Annotated in this window: 11 protein-coding genes and 2 pseudogenes; 8 read left to right on the forward strand and 5 right to left on the reverse strand. The window is 64.4% G+C overall.

What is annotated here, in order from left to right; translation table 11 throughout:
* Positions 1–4 precede the first annotated feature (4 nt).
* Positions 5–2,704 carry a LuxR C-terminal-related transcriptional regulator gene (locus tag OR16_RS26600; RefSeq protein ID WP_006161416.1) on the reverse strand — a complete coding sequence of 900 codons (2,700 nt, stop codon included), beginning with the start codon at positions 2,702–2,704 and terminating at the stop codon, positions 5–7.
* Positions 2,705–3,021: 317 nt separating this feature from the next.
* Between OR16_RS26600 and OR16_RS26605 the strand changes: the two genes are divergently transcribed.
* The 5 genes and pseudogenes from OR16_RS26605 (at position 3,022) to OR16_RS43085 (ending at position 8,254) form a co-directional block, all read left to right on the forward strand.
* On the forward strand, positions 3,022–3,969 hold the full coding sequence (locus OR16_RS26605) for a universal stress protein (protein WP_006161417.1): 948 nt from the start codon (positions 3,022–3,024) through the stop codon (positions 3,967–3,969).
* 46 nt (positions 3,970–4,015) lie between these two features.
* On the forward strand, positions 4,016–4,996 hold the full coding sequence (locus tag OR16_RS26610) for a quinone oxidoreductase family protein (protein ID WP_006161418.1): 981 nt from the start codon (positions 4,016–4,018) through the stop codon (positions 4,994–4,996).
* Between the two features lie 9 nt (positions 4,997–5,005).
* The gene (locus OR16_RS26615; protein WP_006161419.1) at positions 5,006–5,854 is read left to right on the forward strand and encodes a TauD/TfdA dioxygenase family protein; all 849 of its coding nucleotides are present in this window, start codon (positions 5,006–5,008) and stop codon (positions 5,852–5,854) included.
* Positions 5,855–5,909: 55 nt separating this feature from the next.
* Entirely contained in the window at positions 5,910–6,965 is a 1,056-nt protein-coding gene (locus OR16_RS26620) for a 3-keto-5-aminohexanoate cleavage protein (RefSeq protein ID WP_006161420.1), read from the forward strand.
* A gap of 132 nt (positions 6,966–7,097) precedes the next feature.
* Positions 7,098–8,254, forward strand: a pseudogene (locus OR16_RS43085) (MFS transporter).
* A 44-nt stretch (positions 8,255–8,298) separates the two neighbouring features.
* Here OR16_RS43085 and OR16_RS26635 read toward each other — a convergent pair.
* Together OR16_RS26635 and OR16_RS26640 are read right to left on the reverse strand one after the other, a co-directional pair.
* Complete coding sequence (locus OR16_RS26635; RefSeq protein WP_141639916.1) at positions 8,299–8,538, reverse strand: hypothetical protein; 240 nt, start codon at positions 8,536–8,538, stop codon at positions 8,299–8,301.
* A gap of 117 nt (positions 8,539–8,655) precedes the next feature.
* On the reverse strand, positions 8,656–9,666 hold the full coding sequence (locus OR16_RS26640; protein WP_006161424.1) for a CBASS cGAMP-activated phospholipase: 1,011 nt from the start codon (positions 9,664–9,666) through the stop codon (positions 8,656–8,658).
* 615 nt (positions 9,667–10,281) lie between these two features.
* Between OR16_RS26640 and OR16_RS26645 the strand changes: the two genes are divergently transcribed.
* The gene (locus OR16_RS26645; protein ID WP_006161425.1) at positions 10,282–10,593 is read left to right on the forward strand and encodes a helix-turn-helix domain-containing protein; all 312 of its coding nucleotides are present in this window, start codon (positions 10,282–10,284) and stop codon (positions 10,591–10,593) included.
* A 7-nt stretch (positions 10,594–10,600) separates the two neighbouring features.
* A complete protein-coding gene (locus tag OR16_RS26650; RefSeq protein WP_081488897.1) occupies positions 10,601–11,917 on the forward strand; it encodes a type II toxin-antitoxin system HipA family toxin in 1,317 nt (438 codons plus the stop codon).
* Positions 11,918–11,962: 45 nt separating this feature from the next.
* Here OR16_RS26650 and OR16_RS26655 read toward each other — a convergent pair whose 3' ends face one another.
* Together OR16_RS26655 and OR16_RS26660 are read right to left on the reverse strand one after the other, a co-directional pair.
* Positions 11,963–13,255 (reverse strand): MFS transporter, encoded by a 1,293-nt coding sequence (locus OR16_RS26655; protein ID WP_237717242.1) that lies wholly within the window; start codon positions 13,253–13,255, stop codon positions 11,963–11,965.
* Between the two features lie 254 nt (positions 13,256–13,509).
* Positions 13,510–14,032: pseudogene (locus tag OR16_RS26660) on the reverse strand (D-glutamate cyclase family protein).
* Positions 14,033–14,269: 237 nt separating this feature from the next.
* Here OR16_RS26660 and OR16_RS26665 point away from each other — a divergent pair.
* Positions 14,270–15,202 carry a LysR family transcriptional regulator gene (locus OR16_RS26665; RefSeq protein ID WP_006161429.1) on the forward strand — a complete coding sequence of 311 codons (933 nt, stop codon included), beginning with the start codon at positions 14,270–14,272 and terminating at the stop codon, positions 15,200–15,202.
* Positions 15,203–15,205: the final 3 nt, after the last annotated feature.

Raw genomic sequence — 15,205 nt, forward strand, 5'->3', positions numbered from 1 at the left:
CCCGCTACGCGTCGCGCAGCAGGCCCAGCAGTTGGGCCCTGTGCACGATCTGCTTGCGCGTGCCGGCATCGAGTTTGGCGGACAGATTCTTCAGGTGCCATTTGACGGTTTCTTGCCCGATGCCCATGGCAAGCGCGATTTCCTTGTTGGCAAGATGCCGGGCCAGCAGCTCCAGGACATTGCGCTCTTTCGGCGTGAGCACCATGCTGGGCGCCGCGCGCGGCCCGTCTGCGCCAGCCGCGGCGAGGGCACGTGCCGCCGGCGCCGGCGTGGCGGGATCAAGACGCCGGGCACCCGTGGATTCCGTCTCGATATCGCGCGCCCAGTCCGCCAGCGCGGGATGGACATCGCGCACACCGCGCTTCACCCCGTATGCCTCCAGCAGGTTCATGGCTTCACGCAGCAAGGCGAGGCTCTTCTCCCCGCAGCGGTGCATGGCCAGCGCCCGCAGCGCCATGATCTCGATGCGCACGACCTCGCGTTTCATCGCCTCGGCCCCCGCCTCCGCCCGCGCCAGCTGCTGCTGTGCCGCGCGCCAGTCCTGCTCGGCAATGCACGCATAGGCATGCGCCAGGTCCTGGAGCAGGACCAGGTTGCGCTGCCGGATCGGCGACTCGGGCGCGGCATTATCCGCGACGATCTCATCGATGCGGCGCAGCAAGGTGCGGCACGTCTCGGAGCGGAAACGCCCGCTGTGCAGCCGCAACTGCTCGGTCAGGCTGGCCACGCACAGCCTGGGCAGGTTGCGCGCAATGCCAACCGCATACATGGTCTCGAGCAGGTCCAGGGCGCGATGCTCGACGCCCCTGGCGGCGGCGATGCGGGCCGCCGTGCGGTAAGCGAGCAGCACCGTGTCCGGCGTGCCGCCACGCTCCAGGATATCCAGGCGATTGGCCAGCAGCGCTGCCGCTTCGTCAACCTGGTCCCGCCCATAAGTGGAGGCGGCCAGCAAGCCGGCGATCATGCAGGAAAACGGGTGGCGCCGGCCCAACTCTTCGTCGGCGCGGGCCAGTGCCGGGCGCAGCGCGCGCTCCGCCAATAGCACCTGCCCCTCGAACAGGTACCCCAGCCCGATGATGTAGTCACGCCAGCGGATCACATAGCGGTAGGCAAGACTGGCGTCGCCGCGCGGCGCGTTCTGCTCGTAACGGCGCGCCTTGGCATACTCCCCTGCCGTCATCGCGCGCACGGCCAGGCGGTTGGCATGCGCTTGCTGCAGCCACGCATCGTTGACGGGCGGTGCCTCTCCCCAGCGATCGAAGAGTGCCGCAACGCGGTCCGGCTCGTCCGCGTAATAGGCCGCGGCGCTCAGGATCAGGTCAATCTCGTAGCGCATGGCATCGTCCGGCGTCGCATGGCGCAGGATTTGCCGCACTTGCGCCTCGGCCTGCTGGTGGCGCTCGCTCAGCGCCAGCGCCCATGCCGCCGCGAGGCGCAGGCGTGGATGCCGGTCCAGCTCGGACTCGGGCAGCCATTCGAGCCATTCGAGCACGGCGGACAACTGGCCGCGCGTGGCGGCTTCATGCAGGCAGCGCTGCGCCAGCCCGTAGGCAGTCTCGCGCTGGCCGCTGGCGAGCGCGTGGCGCGCGGCAGCCTCGGTCATGCCGTGATCGGCAAGCCAGTGCATCGCACGATCATGCATCCCGGGGAGTTCCTGCGCCGGGAGGTCCACCAGCCGGGCGCGCAGCGCATCGCGCGCCATCGCATGCAGGCGGAACCACTCGCCATGCTGGTCCGAGACGACAAACAGCGGCGTGTCACGCATCAGCCGCTGCAAGCGCTCCTGCGCATCCGGCAACCCCGTCACGGTGTGGCAAAGATCGGCATGCAGCAGCTCCACAATCGAGATGCGCGTCAGGAATCCTGAATCCGCATCGGAAAGCCGGGCGAGCAGCGCGGTAATAAAGTGTTCTCGCATGCCGCCGGTACTGCTGGCGAAAGCATCAATGGCGGCAACGGCATCGGGAGCATGGGAGATTGCCGCCAGCGCGAGCTGCAAGCCGAGCGGCCAGCCCTCGGTCACGTCATGCAGCCTGGCGCAGGCGTCGGCCTCCACGCTGGTCTCGAAGTGCCTGCCGATCAGCGCGATCGTCTCGTCCAGGCGGAAACGCAGCAAACCGGTATCGACCTTCACGCACTGGCCATACGGGCCCAGCCGCTCTACGACCGTGTCGAACCCGTCGCGGGCCGCGACCACAATGCGCAGATTGGACGGCAAGTTGTTGAGCAGGTAGATCAGCGCATCGCGGCTGGTGTCCGGCAGCCGCTCGGCCTCATCCAGTATGAGCACGACATCCAGCGCAAGGTGGGCAACCTCGCCCAGCCATGCCGTGAACCCCTCCAGCGGTCCATCGGCCGCCCTCTGTCCTTCCAGCAGGCGTCCGCCGAAGGCAGCACGCCCGCAGCCTGAGCGGATCGCGCTCGTGAGGCTCATCAGCAATCGGCGGGGATCGTTGCCCTCATCCAGCGACACCCAGGCAACGGCGCTGCCGCGCATGATGTATTCGCGATGCCACTGGATCAGCAAGGAGGTCTTGCCGAAGCCCGCAGGTGCTTGCACGATCGTCACGGGCCGGTCAACGAACCGCTCGCTATCCGAACGCAGGCGCGAGCGCGCCAGCAGGTGGCGCGGTGCGCGTGGTGGACTGGTCTTGAGCAGCAGTTCCGATGCTGTGATACCAGCCTCGCTGGTGTGATTTGTCATCAATTAAGCCCGGCAGGCTATGCCGATCAAGTGGGTTGAGCGTATCCGGCGGGCCAGCCGAAGCGCACGGCCAATGCCGCAGATTATAGCCACGCCGAGTGCATCGCTGGCCGCTCTCAGGGATATCCCTGTGCCCAATCCCCCCCGCTGGGGGGAGCCCCCCACGGGCACGCTCCTACTATTCAGTCCACATCAGGACGATCAAACAAGGGCCGCAATGCCTGCAACCGACAGCCCGATCGCGACCACGCCCGGCGTCCATGCACCAACGTCGCCCTAACCCGCTAACCCGCCCTAACCCGAGACCGGTCCACACCATGTTCCGCCATCTGTTCGTCCCTGTCGACCCTTGCGACCACGACGCCAAAGCCGCGCTGCAAGCGATCGCAATGGCCCGCGGCCACGGTGCGCGCATCAGCTTCCGGCATGCGCGGGATAACTGCGCGCGTGGCCAGTCACAGGTCCGCGAGGCGCTGGTCCGGGCAGATGCGGCGGCACGGGCGCAGGGCGTAGCAAGCACGTTCGCCAGTCTCGTTGCAGCACATCCGGCGCGGGCGTTGCTGGCCGCGGCGGACCAGGCCGGCTGCGATGCCATTGTCCTCGCCCATGGCGCAGGGGATCTCGCCGAGCCGGCGTCACCTGCCAGGGAGATGCTGATGCATGCCCGCATTCCGGTGCTATCGATCGGGGCTGCTTGCGCGCCCGCGCCGATTGCGGTGATCGATTTGCTGCGCAACGCGTACAGCCGCCTGGCCACGCTGCTGCACGCCTGGCTGCGCCTTGTCGAAACGCCGCGGGTGGCAGGCGCACCCATTGTCGCTGCGCCCATGCTGGCAGCCATCGAATATGTGCGCCAGACGGTTCATCCGCTGTACCGGCGCAAGGAGGCCACGTTGTTTCGCCGCCTGAGCCAGCGCAGCGAGGCCCTGCGCGCAGAGCTGGACGAGCTGTCCCGCCAGCATTTGCGCCTGGAGAACCTGCTCGACGACCTTGCCATGCAAGTGAAGCAAGCCGCCGCCAGTGCGTCCGCCTTTGCCGCGCTAGCGCGAGTGGTCGAGCAGTATGCCCGCCTGGCATGGGAATACAGGGGCCGCGAAGAAGGCGTGGTATTGCCTGCGGCGCGCCACTACCTCAGTCAGGCCGATTGGGATGCGTTGCATGTCGCGCTGACCCAGGCCGTCGATCACCACGCCGGCATCTGTTCCGACGCCACCTTCGCACGGGTACTGGCCGGGCTAGCCCCAGCCGCGCCGCCAGGTGCCTGAAAGCATCCCGAATCAACCACAAAACAGAATATAACGAGGAGTCAACATGCCACATGCCATTCGAATTCACGAAACCGGCGGCCCGGAAGTCTTGCGATGGGAAGAGGTCGCCGTGGGCGATCCGGGTCACGGGCAGGTGCACTTGCGCCATGAAGCCGTCGGTCTGAATTTCGCGGACACTTATTTCCGCTCGGGCCTGTACCCGATGCCACTGCCGGCCGGCATGGGCGTTGAAGCCGCCGGCGTGGTCAAGGCCGTCGGGGCTGGCGTCAGCCAGGTCGCGGTGGGCGATCGCGTCACCTATACGGGCTTTCTGAACACGCTCGGCGCGTACAGCACCGAACGCCTGATCCCGGCCGCGGCGCTGATCAAGCTACCCGCCGGCATCGCCTGCGAGACCGCTGCCGCCATGACCATGCGCGGCCTGACTAGCGCCTACCTGATGCGCCGTATCTACGCCTTCAAGCCCAACGACACCATCCTGTTGCACGCCGCCGCCGGCGGGGTCGGCCTGATCGTCTCGCAATGGGCGAAGCTGCTCGGCCTCACCGTGATCGGCACCGTGTCGAGCGAGGCCAAGGCGGCAGTTGCCCGCGCCCACGGCTGCGACCACATCATCGACTACAGCTGCGAGGATGTGGCCAAGCGCGTGCGCGAACTGACCGATGGCGTCGGCGTCAACGTGGTGTTCGACAGCGTCGGCAAGGACACCTTCGAGGCTTCGCTGGATTCGCTCAAGCGCCGCGGCCTGATGGTCTGCGTGGGCACCGCCTCGGGCCCGATCCCGCCATTCAACCCGCAATTGCTGGCAATGAAGGGGTCGCTCTACCTGACCCGCCCGGCCCTGGCCGACTACATCGCCGATCCCGCCGAAAAGAAGGAACTGGCGGATGAGCTGTTCGCCCATGTCGCGGCTGGCCGCATCCGGATCGAGATCAACCAGCGCTACGCCCTGCAGGACGCGGCACAAGCCCATCGGGACCTGGAGTCGCGCAAGACCACCGGATCTTCGATCTTCACGGTCTAGGAGGGCATCATGCGTGTCGAACAACTGACTTGCGCCATCGGCGCCGAGCTGACCGGCGTCAAGCTGGCCGATGCCATCCACGATAGCGACCTGTTTGCGCAGATCCGTGCCGCGCTCATCCGGCATCGCGTGGTGTTCCTGCGCGACCAGGACATGACGCGCGCCGAACACGTCGCCTTTGCACGCCTCTTTGGCGAGCTGGAAGACCACCCGGTAGCCGGCAGCGACCCCGAGCATCCCGGCCTGGTGCGGATCTACAAGAATCCGGACCAGCCGAACGACCGCTACGAGAACGCGTGGCACTCGGATGCCACCTGGCGCCCGGCCCCGCCTCTGGGCTGCGTACTGCGCTGCGTGGAGTGCCCACCGGTGGGCGGCGACACCATGTGGGCGAACATGGTCCTGGCCTATGAAAACCTGCCCGAGCACATCAAGAACCAGATCGCCGGCCTGCGCGCGCGCCACAGCATCGAAGCCAGCTTCGGCGCCGCCATGCCGATCGAGAAGCGCCTGGCGCTGAAGGCCCAGTTCCCGGACGCCGAGCACCCGGTCGTGCGCACCCACCCGGAGACCGGCGAGAAGGTGCTGTTCGTGAATGGCTTCACCACGCACTTCACCAATTTCCATACACCGCAGCGGGTTCGCTACGGCCAGGATGGAAATCCAGGTGCCGGCCTGCTGCTGAACTACCTGATCAGCCAGGCCACTATCCCCGAATACCAGGTGCGCTGGCGCTGGCAGCCCAATAGCGTGGCGATCTGGGACAACCGCTCGACCCAGCACTACGCCGTCATGGATTACCCGCCCTGCCATCGCAAGATGGAGCGCGCCGGAATTATTGGCGACACCACGTTCTAGGCGGTCAACAGGCTTAGCGCCATTGATGCCACCCCAATTCGACAAGGAGTAGAAAATGCAATTTCTCGACGATTCCCTGCACCCCGAAAACCAAGATAAAGTCGTCATCACCGTGGCGCCCTACGGCCCCGAGTGGATGCCGGCGGATTTCCCCGAAGACATTGCGGTGACCATGGAAGAACAGGTGCAGAAGGCCGTTGATTGCTATGCCGCGGGGGCCACCGTGCTGCACCTGCACGTACGCGAACTCGATGGCAAGGGCTCCAAGCGCCTTTCCAAGTTCAATGAGCTGATCGCCGGCGTGCGCGCCGCGGTGCCCGACATGATCATCCAGGTCGGTGGCTCGATCTCGTTTGCGCCGGAAGACGACGGCCAGGCCGCCAAGTGGCTGTCGGACGATACGCGCCACATGCTGGCTGACCTCGACCCCAAGCCGGATCAGGTGACGGTAGCCATCAATACGACGCAAATGAACATCATGGAGTTGCTCTATCCGGAATACCTGGAAGGCACCTCACTGGCCAACCCGGCTTTCCAGGCCGCCTACAGCGAAATGACCGTGCCGGCCGGCCCTGCCTGGGTCGAGGAGCACCTGAGGCGCCTGCAGGCCTCCGGCATCCAGCCACATTTCCAGCTGACGGGCATCCATGCGCTCGAAACGCTTGAGCGCCTGGTGCGCAAGGGCGTATACACGGGACCGCTGAACCTGACCTGGATCGGTATCGGTGGCGGCTTTGATGGTCCGAATCCGTTCAATTTCGTCAACTTCGTCCATCGTGCGCCGGATGGTTGCACGCTGACCGCCGAATCACTGTTGAAGAACGTCCTGCCGTTCAACATGATGGCCATGTCGATGGGCTTGCACCCGCGCTGCGGCATCGAGGACACCATCATCGACCAGCACGGCAAGCGCATGACCTCGGTGCAGCAGATCGAGCAGTGCGTGCGCGTCGCCCGCGAACTCGGCCGCGAAGTGGCCAACGGCAAGGAAGCGCGCGAGATCTACAGGATCGGCGTGCAATACAAGGATGCCGACGAGACCCTGGCAGTGCATGGCATGGCGCCCAACCGCAAGCCGGGCCAGGTGAACCTGCCCTTGCGCGCAGCCTGACGCCAGCCTGGGCACGCGGGTGGGCGAAGATGCCCATCCGCCTGCCACGGATCCCCGAATCCGCGCCGCATTGGCGACACCACCGTGCCGCCATGGCGGCACCATCGCGGCACCAGACCGCAGGAGACTTTCATGGGACAGTACCTCTCCGAGGCCGCTCGCGCGGACACGGACCTCACCGCCAAGCCGGCGAACTCGCATGCCTATGCGTGGCTGGTATTCGCCCTTATCTTTGCGCTCCTGCTGTCCGACTATATGTCGCGGCAGGTGCTCAATGCCGTCTTTCCTCACCTGCGGCTCGAGTGGGGCCTGTCCGACGCCAAGCTCGGCTCCCTCAGCGGCGTCGTCGCGCTGATGGTCGGGCTGTTCACGGTCCCGTTCTCGCTGGTGGCCGATCGCTGGGGCCGCGTCAAGAGCCTGGCCCTGATGGCGCTGCTCTGGAGCTGCGGCACGCTGGCATGCGCGCTCTCCGCCAGCTACGGGCACATGCTGGCCGCCCGCTTTTTCGTCGGCATTGGCGAGGCTGCCTATGGCAGCGTCGGGCTGGCCGTGATCCTGAGCATCTTCCCGCCCTCCATGCGTGCCACGCTGACCGGCGCGTTTACTTCCGGCGGCTTGTTCGGCGCGGTGCTGGGCATGGGGCTTGGCGGCGTCGTGGCGGCGCGCTTTGGCTGGCGCGCGGCGTTTATGGCCATGGCCGTATTCGGGCTGGCCATCGTGCTGATCTACTGCGTGACCGTGACCGAAGGCAGGCTCGCGCGGCGTGCGGCGGGGCACCGGCCACGCACCGTGCCCCGGTGCCGAGCCATGCGCGCACGCCCTTGCTGGCGACATTGCGCGGGCTCTTCTGGGCACCATCGCTGGTATGCGCCTATGTGGGCAGCGGCCTGCAGTTGTTCAGCAAGCTAACGCTCGCGATCACCTTCTGCCTCGTATCGTGCGTGCTGCTGTTCGCGGGCTTCCAGCTGCCGCCGGGTAGCGCGCAGCTGCTGCTGATCGCTTGCGGCTTGCTGGTGGCAATGGGTACCTGGGGCCCGGCCGGCGCCATGGTGGCGAATCTCACCCGCCCTTCGACCCACGCAACCGCGCTGGCGATGCTGACGCTGGCCAATAACCTGCTTGGCGCCGCGCCTGCGCCCTACCTGACGGGCGTGCTCGCCGACAGGATCGGCTTGCTGGGTGCCCTGCAGTGGATTCCGCTGATGTCCCTGGGCGCCGCGGCGGTGTTCTTCATTGCCCGCACGCGCTACCTGCGGGACCTGCGGCTCGCCGAGTCGCGCAATGGCTGACGGAGTGACTATCGCGCAAACGCCATGCGCGGCGCAGCATGCCCTCAGACGACAGACAGCGGCGAAAGCGACAGATCGAGCATGATACGAAGTTCGACGTTGTCCGGATCGCGCGGCTGCCAGATGCGGCCGATGACGACAAAGACGATTGGCTGTCCTGGGAACTGGATCAGGTCGCCGATCACGGGTGTTATCGCGCCTGTGTGGGGTGTCAGATCCAGGTCGATGTCGCTTGCCGCGGCTTGAGCGGCCGGGGAGAATTCAAGGGTGATCGTGAGTTTCATGCGGCCCCCTTCGTGGTTGAGGATCCCGGCCATCAGCCTGCGCGCAGCCAGCCGCCATTGTCACGTTTCTCGCCATGCCATCGCGGCCTGCCTGTGCGGTGCATCCGCCTTGCCGGCCTAGCTTGTCGGATTGGCGTGTTCGCCGTAGTAGAACATTGCCGAGCGAGCTGTGTGAGTCAGGAAGGATCGGCAATCCTGGTTTCCGATGCAGATCTTGGAGCGTTCCGTCGCGGCGCCAAGCAATACCTCTTTCGCCGCGCTGTCTGCCCTATCCAGGGCGACTGCGCGTGCACGCTGGTCGGTGAGATCGTCATCCACAAGGAAATAGCGCTTGGAGAGCAGGTGCGAAAGCATGAAATCGCTCAGTGCTTCCTGTACCGATATCGATAATCCAAACACTCTCTTCGGCATGTTTGCCGGATTGACGCCTCCCCAGTCATAGGTCCCACCCTCTCGGTTTCTACGCGGGTTGACGGTGAATTTCGACGACATGGTGCCGACCGCCATCACGTGAATACGGTCTGTCGGCTGCCCCATGGACGACTGCGCTTCGTGGACCGCGAGCATGCCCGGCGCATTGGCGTACAGGCCGCCGTCAACATATTGATTGTTGTTGAACGTATATCGTGGAAAGTATGCGGGCGCCGCGCTTGTAGCCATGGCAACATCCACCAGCCGGCATTTGTGATCCCGCTTGAAATCCGGATGATGCGGCGTCTTGAATATCTGTGGCCTGCCAGTCGAGTAATTGATCACCGGTATGATGACCGGATGCTTGCAGGCTCCGAGGACTTGATCGCCAAATATCTTCTCGTCGCAAAGCAGCGACCGCAAAGGCGCGGAAGCAAACGGTGCGCGCCAGATCCCTGCCAGGGACCAGCGCCGCTTGAATATCAAATCCCCGTGACCGGAGAGAAGCTCGACAATGCGCTGCGCGGGTATTTCCATCGCAATGGCCAATGCCAGGATGCCGCCGATCGATGTGCCCGTGACAAGATCGAACCGAGTGGCAATTGGCGCGCCAATCTCGTCTTCGAAGTCAGCCAGCAGTTTGGCCGTATAAAGGCCTCGGAAGCCTCCGCCTGACAGCGCCAAGATCTGAAACCGTCCGGAATCTGCATTTGTCATTCGTGGCCTCCTCGCCGGGATATCGATGACAGGCCTCTTTCCCGCTGCAGGACTGTGCAGCAAGAAGCATGATAATCATTTGTCGGGATAGTTGTCGGCATTTCGAAATGCGGCTTTTGTGCGCTCGGCACCTGCCGGGGCGGCAGCCTTGCGCCGTGGATCAGATCCCCACCCACCTCGCCACCGTCGGTCGCCCTGGCCGTCCAAACTACAAGGCGCACAAGGCGCTCCAGGCCGGGGTTGCCGACAACGACTGCGCTGCGGCGACCTGCGTCAACGCCTGGCACTCAATCGCAAGAAATACGCTCCGCTCGGTCGAGGAGGGTTCCAACGAGATGACCGGCGGCTTCACCGGTCTGGTCGGGCAAGCCCCGGGGTTCAGCCATCCCGGAAACCACCTCGATCAAGGAGGGACATGCCTGCGTGCGCTTCGCGCCGCGAAAGCTGCACGTGCGCTATTATCGTTACGCATTCTATTCCGGTAGTTATGTTATAAAAATTAACAATACGCCCGCTATAGCAAGCCTATCGGTGCATATCTTGACATACCATCTCGGATATCAGACCATACGATATACCCGCTTTTCCAGGCGTAATGGCCTGATAATATACGTTATGCCTGCTATTCGAAGTACATCGACAGGCGATGAGATCGCCGCTGAAATCGGCGCCCGCCTGCGCTCCAAGCGCATAGAACGCAACTTCACGATCGAGGACCTGGCGAAGCGCGCCGGGATCGGCCGCACCGCCCTGGGTGACCTGGAGGCCGGGCGGGATGTGCGCGTATCCACGCTGGTAAAGGTGATGCGAGCGCTGAGCATGATCGGCAGCCTGGACGCAGCCTTCCCGGACACCTTGCCATCCAGCGAAGCGCTGTCTGCGCGAGGTGAAGTCCGCAAGCGCGCCTACAAGCCCAAGGAGCGATAGCTTGGTGATGCAAAGGAAACCGCGCTCGCCGCAGCGCGCCCGCCCGGCACAAGGCGTTCTCGCCAGCGCCCATGTCCTCATGCACGGCCAGACCGTTGGTGCCGTCACTGAGTTCGATAACGGCCGGATTGGCTTCAACTATGACCCGGAGTACCTGGGCACCGGCGGGCCGAGCATCTCCCCTGAGTTCCTGCCATCCCAGTCCGGCACGTTCGAGTTTCCCGAACTGCGGCGAGTCGAGGCGTTTCTGGGTCTGCCCGGCGTCCTGGCGGACGCGTTGCCGGACACCTTTGGCAACCTGATCATCAGGAAGTATTTCGAGGACCGAGGCGAGCCCGCCAAGGCGATGAGCCCGGTGCAGCGCCTGCTCTATATCGGCGACCGCGCAATGGGGGCGCTCGAGTTCCGGCCCAGGATCGACCGGCGGGCGACGGCAGGCGAGAACGAGGCCCTTGAAGTTGGCACACTGGTGGAGGCCGCGCGCAAGCTCGTGGCCGGCGAACAGGATGGCACAATCCAGGAGCTGATGCGGATTGGTGCGAGCGCGGGCGGCGCGCGGGCCAAGGCGCTGATCCTTTGGAACCGTCGGGACAAACAGATTCGTTCCGCATTCGTCAAACCGCGCAAGGGCGAGGAAAGCTGGCTGATCAAGTTCGGCGGCGTCGAGTCGGCCAACCCGAATGACCACCACGCCCAGCCGTTCAACCGGGTTGAATACACCTACGCCCTCCTGACGAAAGAACTCGGCATCGACATGGCGCCGGTCGACTTCATCGAAGAGGACAACGGCCGCTTCCACTTTCTGACCAAGCGATTTGATCGCGACGACGATGGTGGCCGCGTGCATATGCACAGCCTGGCCGGTCTCACGCACATCGACTACAACATCCCGCGCGCGTATAGCTACGACCAGTACTTCCGCTGGATCCGGGCCTTCCAGATGCCCCATACAGCGATTGAGGAGGCTTACCGCCGGATGGTCTTCAATGTGGTGGGGCGCAACCAGGACGACCACGTGAAGAACTTCGCTTTCCTGATGTCGCCCACCGGCGAATGGAGCCTGTCACCGGCCTATGACCTGACCTTCTCCGCAGGGATGGGTTACACGCTGCAGCACCAGATGACCATTGGCGGCAAGGCGGACAATTTCACCGTGGACGACCTGATCGGCTTCGGCAAGAAATTCGATGTGACCAGTCCCAAGGCAGTGATCGAGCGCACCGTCGATGCGTTCGGCGGCTGGGCGGCGCTGGGCCGGCTCTGGAACGTGGCGCCGAACGAGATCGAGGCGCGCGCCGGGCGTCTGCGCCTGTTTAAACGCTGAGCGCGTCAACGGCGACACCTCGTGCGAGTGCTAGTTGCCGGGGACTTACATGCCCGCAGCTTCGAGCTCGCGGCCACGGGTTTCCGGCAGCGTCAGCGCGGCAATGATGAGCACGCCATAGGCCGCCGCGGCGAAGATGCCAATGCTGGCACCAAGACCATATTGCTTGGACAGCGCGCCGATCAGGAACGGAAAGAGTGCGCCGACAGCCCGGCCGAAGTTGTAGCAAAAGCCCTGGCCGGAGCCACGCACCCGCGTCGGGAACAGTTCGGTCAGGAACGCGCCCATGCCGCTGAAAATGCCCGAAGCGAAGAAGCCGAGCGGGAAGCCGAGCCAGAACATGGCGCCGTTGCTCAACGGCAGCATGGTGTAGCCGAAGGCGACCGTCATCGAACCCACCGCGAAGAGAATGAAGTTCGGCTTGCGGCCAATCCTGTCGGTCAGATAGGAACTGACGAGGTAGCCGATCCACGAGCCAAAGATGATCATGGCCAGGTATCCTCCTGTCCCCATCACAGTCAGGTGACGTTCGGTCTTCAGGTACGTCGGCAGCCAGGTCGTGATCGCGTAGTACCCGCCTTGTGCGCCGGTCGCCAGCAGCGCCGCGCGCACCGTCGTCGACAGCAGCTTGGGGCTGAAGATCTCCGTGAAACGGGGACGATCGCTCGCCTTGCCTTGCGCCGCTTTCTCTTTTTCGTAGACGTCTGGCTCCTTCACGTAGCGGCGGATGACTACCACTAGCAGCGCTGGGAGCAGGCCGACGAGGAACAGCGCGCGCCACGCCAGTTCGGCGGGCATGACCGAGAACAGCACGGAATACAGGATGGCCGTCAGCCCCCAGCCGATCGCCCAGCCCGACTGCACCAGGCCGACGGCCTTGCCGCGATCCCTGGCGCGGATCACCTCCCCGATCAGCACGGCACCGGCGGTCCATTCACCGCCGAAGCCGAAGCCCATCAGCGCGCGCGCGATCAGGAGCTGCTCGTAATTCTGCGCCAGTCCGCACAGGCCAGTGAAGACCGCGAACCACACCACCGTCAACTGCAGCGTCCGCACCCGGCCGACGCGGTCGGACAGGATGCCGGCGGCCCAGCCGCCCAGTGCTGAAGCCAGCAAGGTGAGCGTACCGATGAAGCCTGCGTCGGCCAGGCTGATACCCCAGGTAGCGACCAGCGTCGGAATGACGAAGGAGAGCATCTGCGTATCCATGCCGTCGAGCATGTAGCCGACCTTGCAGCTCCAGAAGGCGCGCTTCTGGCGAGGCGACGCATCGCCGTACCAGGAGAACAGATTACCGCCGGCGTCGACAGACGCCGTTGGTGCAATGGAGGAAGCCATTGCGGAATTGGCGGCGGCTGCCGCCGCAGGGGTCTTGTTGTCCATGAAACGCTCCTGGGCGCGTGGATTGAACCGTCTTTCAAGCGACTGCCGGGGCCGGCCCATCGCCCATCGATGGATGAGCGCAGCCCGCCGCCCCGCGTGGATTTTTCGTTGCCCGCCGGTGGTCTCCGACGTCCTTGGCTCGTAGCGGTTACGGTTTCGGGGAAAGCGAAGCGACAAGGCAAAAAAACGAACTGCGTTGCTCCGGCGGACTAGAACACGGCAAGCGAGGCGTTCTTGATATCGGTCACCAACATGTGGCCGGGCTTATGCGCGATCGCCAGCGGCAACCTCGCGGCCATGATCGCGGTCTGGGGTGTGACGCCGCAGGCCCAATAAACCGGCAGCTCTCCCGGCTTGATCGTGACAGGATCCGAGCATGTGCTCGAACGAGAACGAGCAGCCGATGGCGAACACCACGAAGTCGTTTTGCCACAGGTCGGCCAGCGATTCGGTCTGTTCGGCGAGCCGCCCGTCGCGATAAATGTTGTACGCAGGCACATCGTTGCGGATATCCACCTCGCGCCCGAGTACCGGCACATGCCATTGTCCCGGCTCGCCTACGCCCAGCAACGGACACGGTTTCGGATTGGCCTGGCAAAAGCGCAGGAAATCGCTGGCGTGCGCAGACGGCAGGATGGCCAGGTTGGCCTGAGCGTGGTCGCCGCAATAGCCTGCGGTGGGGCCACGGAACTGGCCGCTGCGCACCGCCTGGCGAAAGTCGAAAGGCATCAGGTCTTCGGGCATCTGCAGTTTCATGTCGTTATGACGTCGTCGTGTATGCCTTGAACGATAGAGAGTAAAATTTTTTATCGCCAACGACTTTTTGTTGGCACCTCTGTATAGAATTTCTTAACAACTTTACGGGTTTTCCCCTACCTGCACCGAGCTGGTGCCACACCGGGATGAACGCTAACTGCCGGGATACCCCGGTAATTTGACGTTTTCTGCAGCGATCCACCCTACTGCCTGATGAATACGCGATTCCTCGAAACCTTTGTCACGCTGGCCAAATTGCACAGCTTTCGTGCGACGGCAGCCGCGCTGCATGCGACGCCAGCCGCCATTTCCCAACGGATAAAGGCACTGGAAGATGAGTTGCAAACCGCGCTGGTCGATCGGGAGAGTCGCGAGTTTCGCCTGACACCCAATGGCGAATACCTGCTCGGATACGCAAAGGGCGTGGTAGAGGCCGCACGGCGGCTGCAGGCCGCCGCCTCGGGCGACAGCAAGATCCGCGGGCGCCTGCGCCTGGGCGTGATCGAGACCGTGGTGCACAGCTGGTTGCCGAACTACATGCGACGTCTCGCCGCGGACTACCCACAGCTGGAAGTCGAACTGACCGCCGATGTGAGCGTGGTGCTCCAGCGCAGGCTGGTTGCCGACGAGCTCGATCTCATCATTCGCGTCGAAGGCAGTGATGAAAGCAACGTGGTGTGCAATGCACTCGCCAACTATCCCGTGCACTGGGTTGCGCGCGCAGGCTTGCTGTCGCACACGCGCGGCACGCTCGCCAGACAGGTGCTGCAACATCCCATCCTGACGTTCGGCCGGGGGACCGCGCCGCATCGCGCGCTGGAGGACATCGTGGCCAAACTCGCGGGAGTCCACGGCGTGCCACTTTCGGAAACCCGCATTACCGGGTCGCCGTCGATTGCAGTAATCGTGCAGCTCGTGCGCGATGGATTCGGCGTGGCCGCAATTCCACGCCTGTTCGTCGACACGCTGATCGAGAGCGGCGAAGTCGTGGAGTTACCGCTGCAGCCCGCGCCTCCGTCGATCGTGGTGTCGATGTCGCGGCGTGCCGACGCGCCGCTATTCGTGCACGGCGCAGCCAACTCGGCGCGCGCGGCCTGTGCGGAATACTGCCGCAACAGCAACAGGCGGCTGGTTGAGCCACTGTGACGG

Origin of the sequence: Cupriavidus basilensis OR16, assembly GCF_000243095.1 — a bacterium.
Lineage (GTDB): Bacteria > Pseudomonadota > Gammaproteobacteria > Burkholderiales > Burkholderiaceae > Cupriavidus > Cupriavidus basilensis_D.

Excerpts from the sequence above, each read along its gene's own strand:
- OR16_RS26600 (WP_006161416.1), bottom strand. The coding sequence starts at position 2,704 with ATGACAAATCACACCAGCGAGGCTGGTATCACAGCATCGGAACTGCTG.
- OR16_RS26605 (WP_006161417.1), top strand. The coding sequence starts at position 3,022 with ATGTTCCGCCATCTGTTCGTCCCTGTCGACCCTTGCGACCACGACGCC.
- OR16_RS26610 (WP_006161418.1), top strand. The coding sequence starts at position 4,016 with ATGCCACATGCCATTCGAATTCACGAAACCGGCGGCCCGGAAGTCTTG.
- OR16_RS26615 (WP_006161419.1), top strand. The coding sequence starts at position 5,006 with ATGCGTGTCGAACAACTGACTTGCGCCATCGGCGCCGAGCTGACCGGC.
- OR16_RS26620 (WP_006161420.1), top strand. The coding sequence starts at position 5,910 with ATGCAATTTCTCGACGATTCCCTGCACCCCGAAAACCAAGATAAAGTC.
- OR16_RS26635 (WP_141639916.1), bottom strand. The coding sequence starts at position 8,538 with ATGAAACTCACGATCACCCTTGAATTCTCCCCGGCCGCTCAAGCCGCG.
- OR16_RS26640 (WP_006161424.1), bottom strand. The coding sequence starts at position 9,666 with ATGACAAATGCAGATTCCGGACGGTTTCAGATCTTGGCGCTGTCAGGC.
- OR16_RS26645 (WP_006161425.1), top strand. The coding sequence starts at position 10,282 with ATGCCTGCTATTCGAAGTACATCGACAGGCGATGAGATCGCCGCTGAA.
- OR16_RS26650 (WP_081488897.1), top strand. The coding sequence starts at position 10,601 with ATGCAAAGGAAACCGCGCTCGCCGCAGCGCGCCCGCCCGGCACAAGGC.
- OR16_RS26655 (WP_237717242.1), bottom strand. The coding sequence starts at position 13,255 with ATGGCTTCCTCCATTGCACCAACGGCGTCTGTCGACGCCGGCGGTAAT.
- OR16_RS26665 (WP_006161429.1), top strand. The coding sequence starts at position 14,270 with ATGAATACGCGATTCCTCGAAACCTTTGTCACGCTGGCCAAATTGCAC.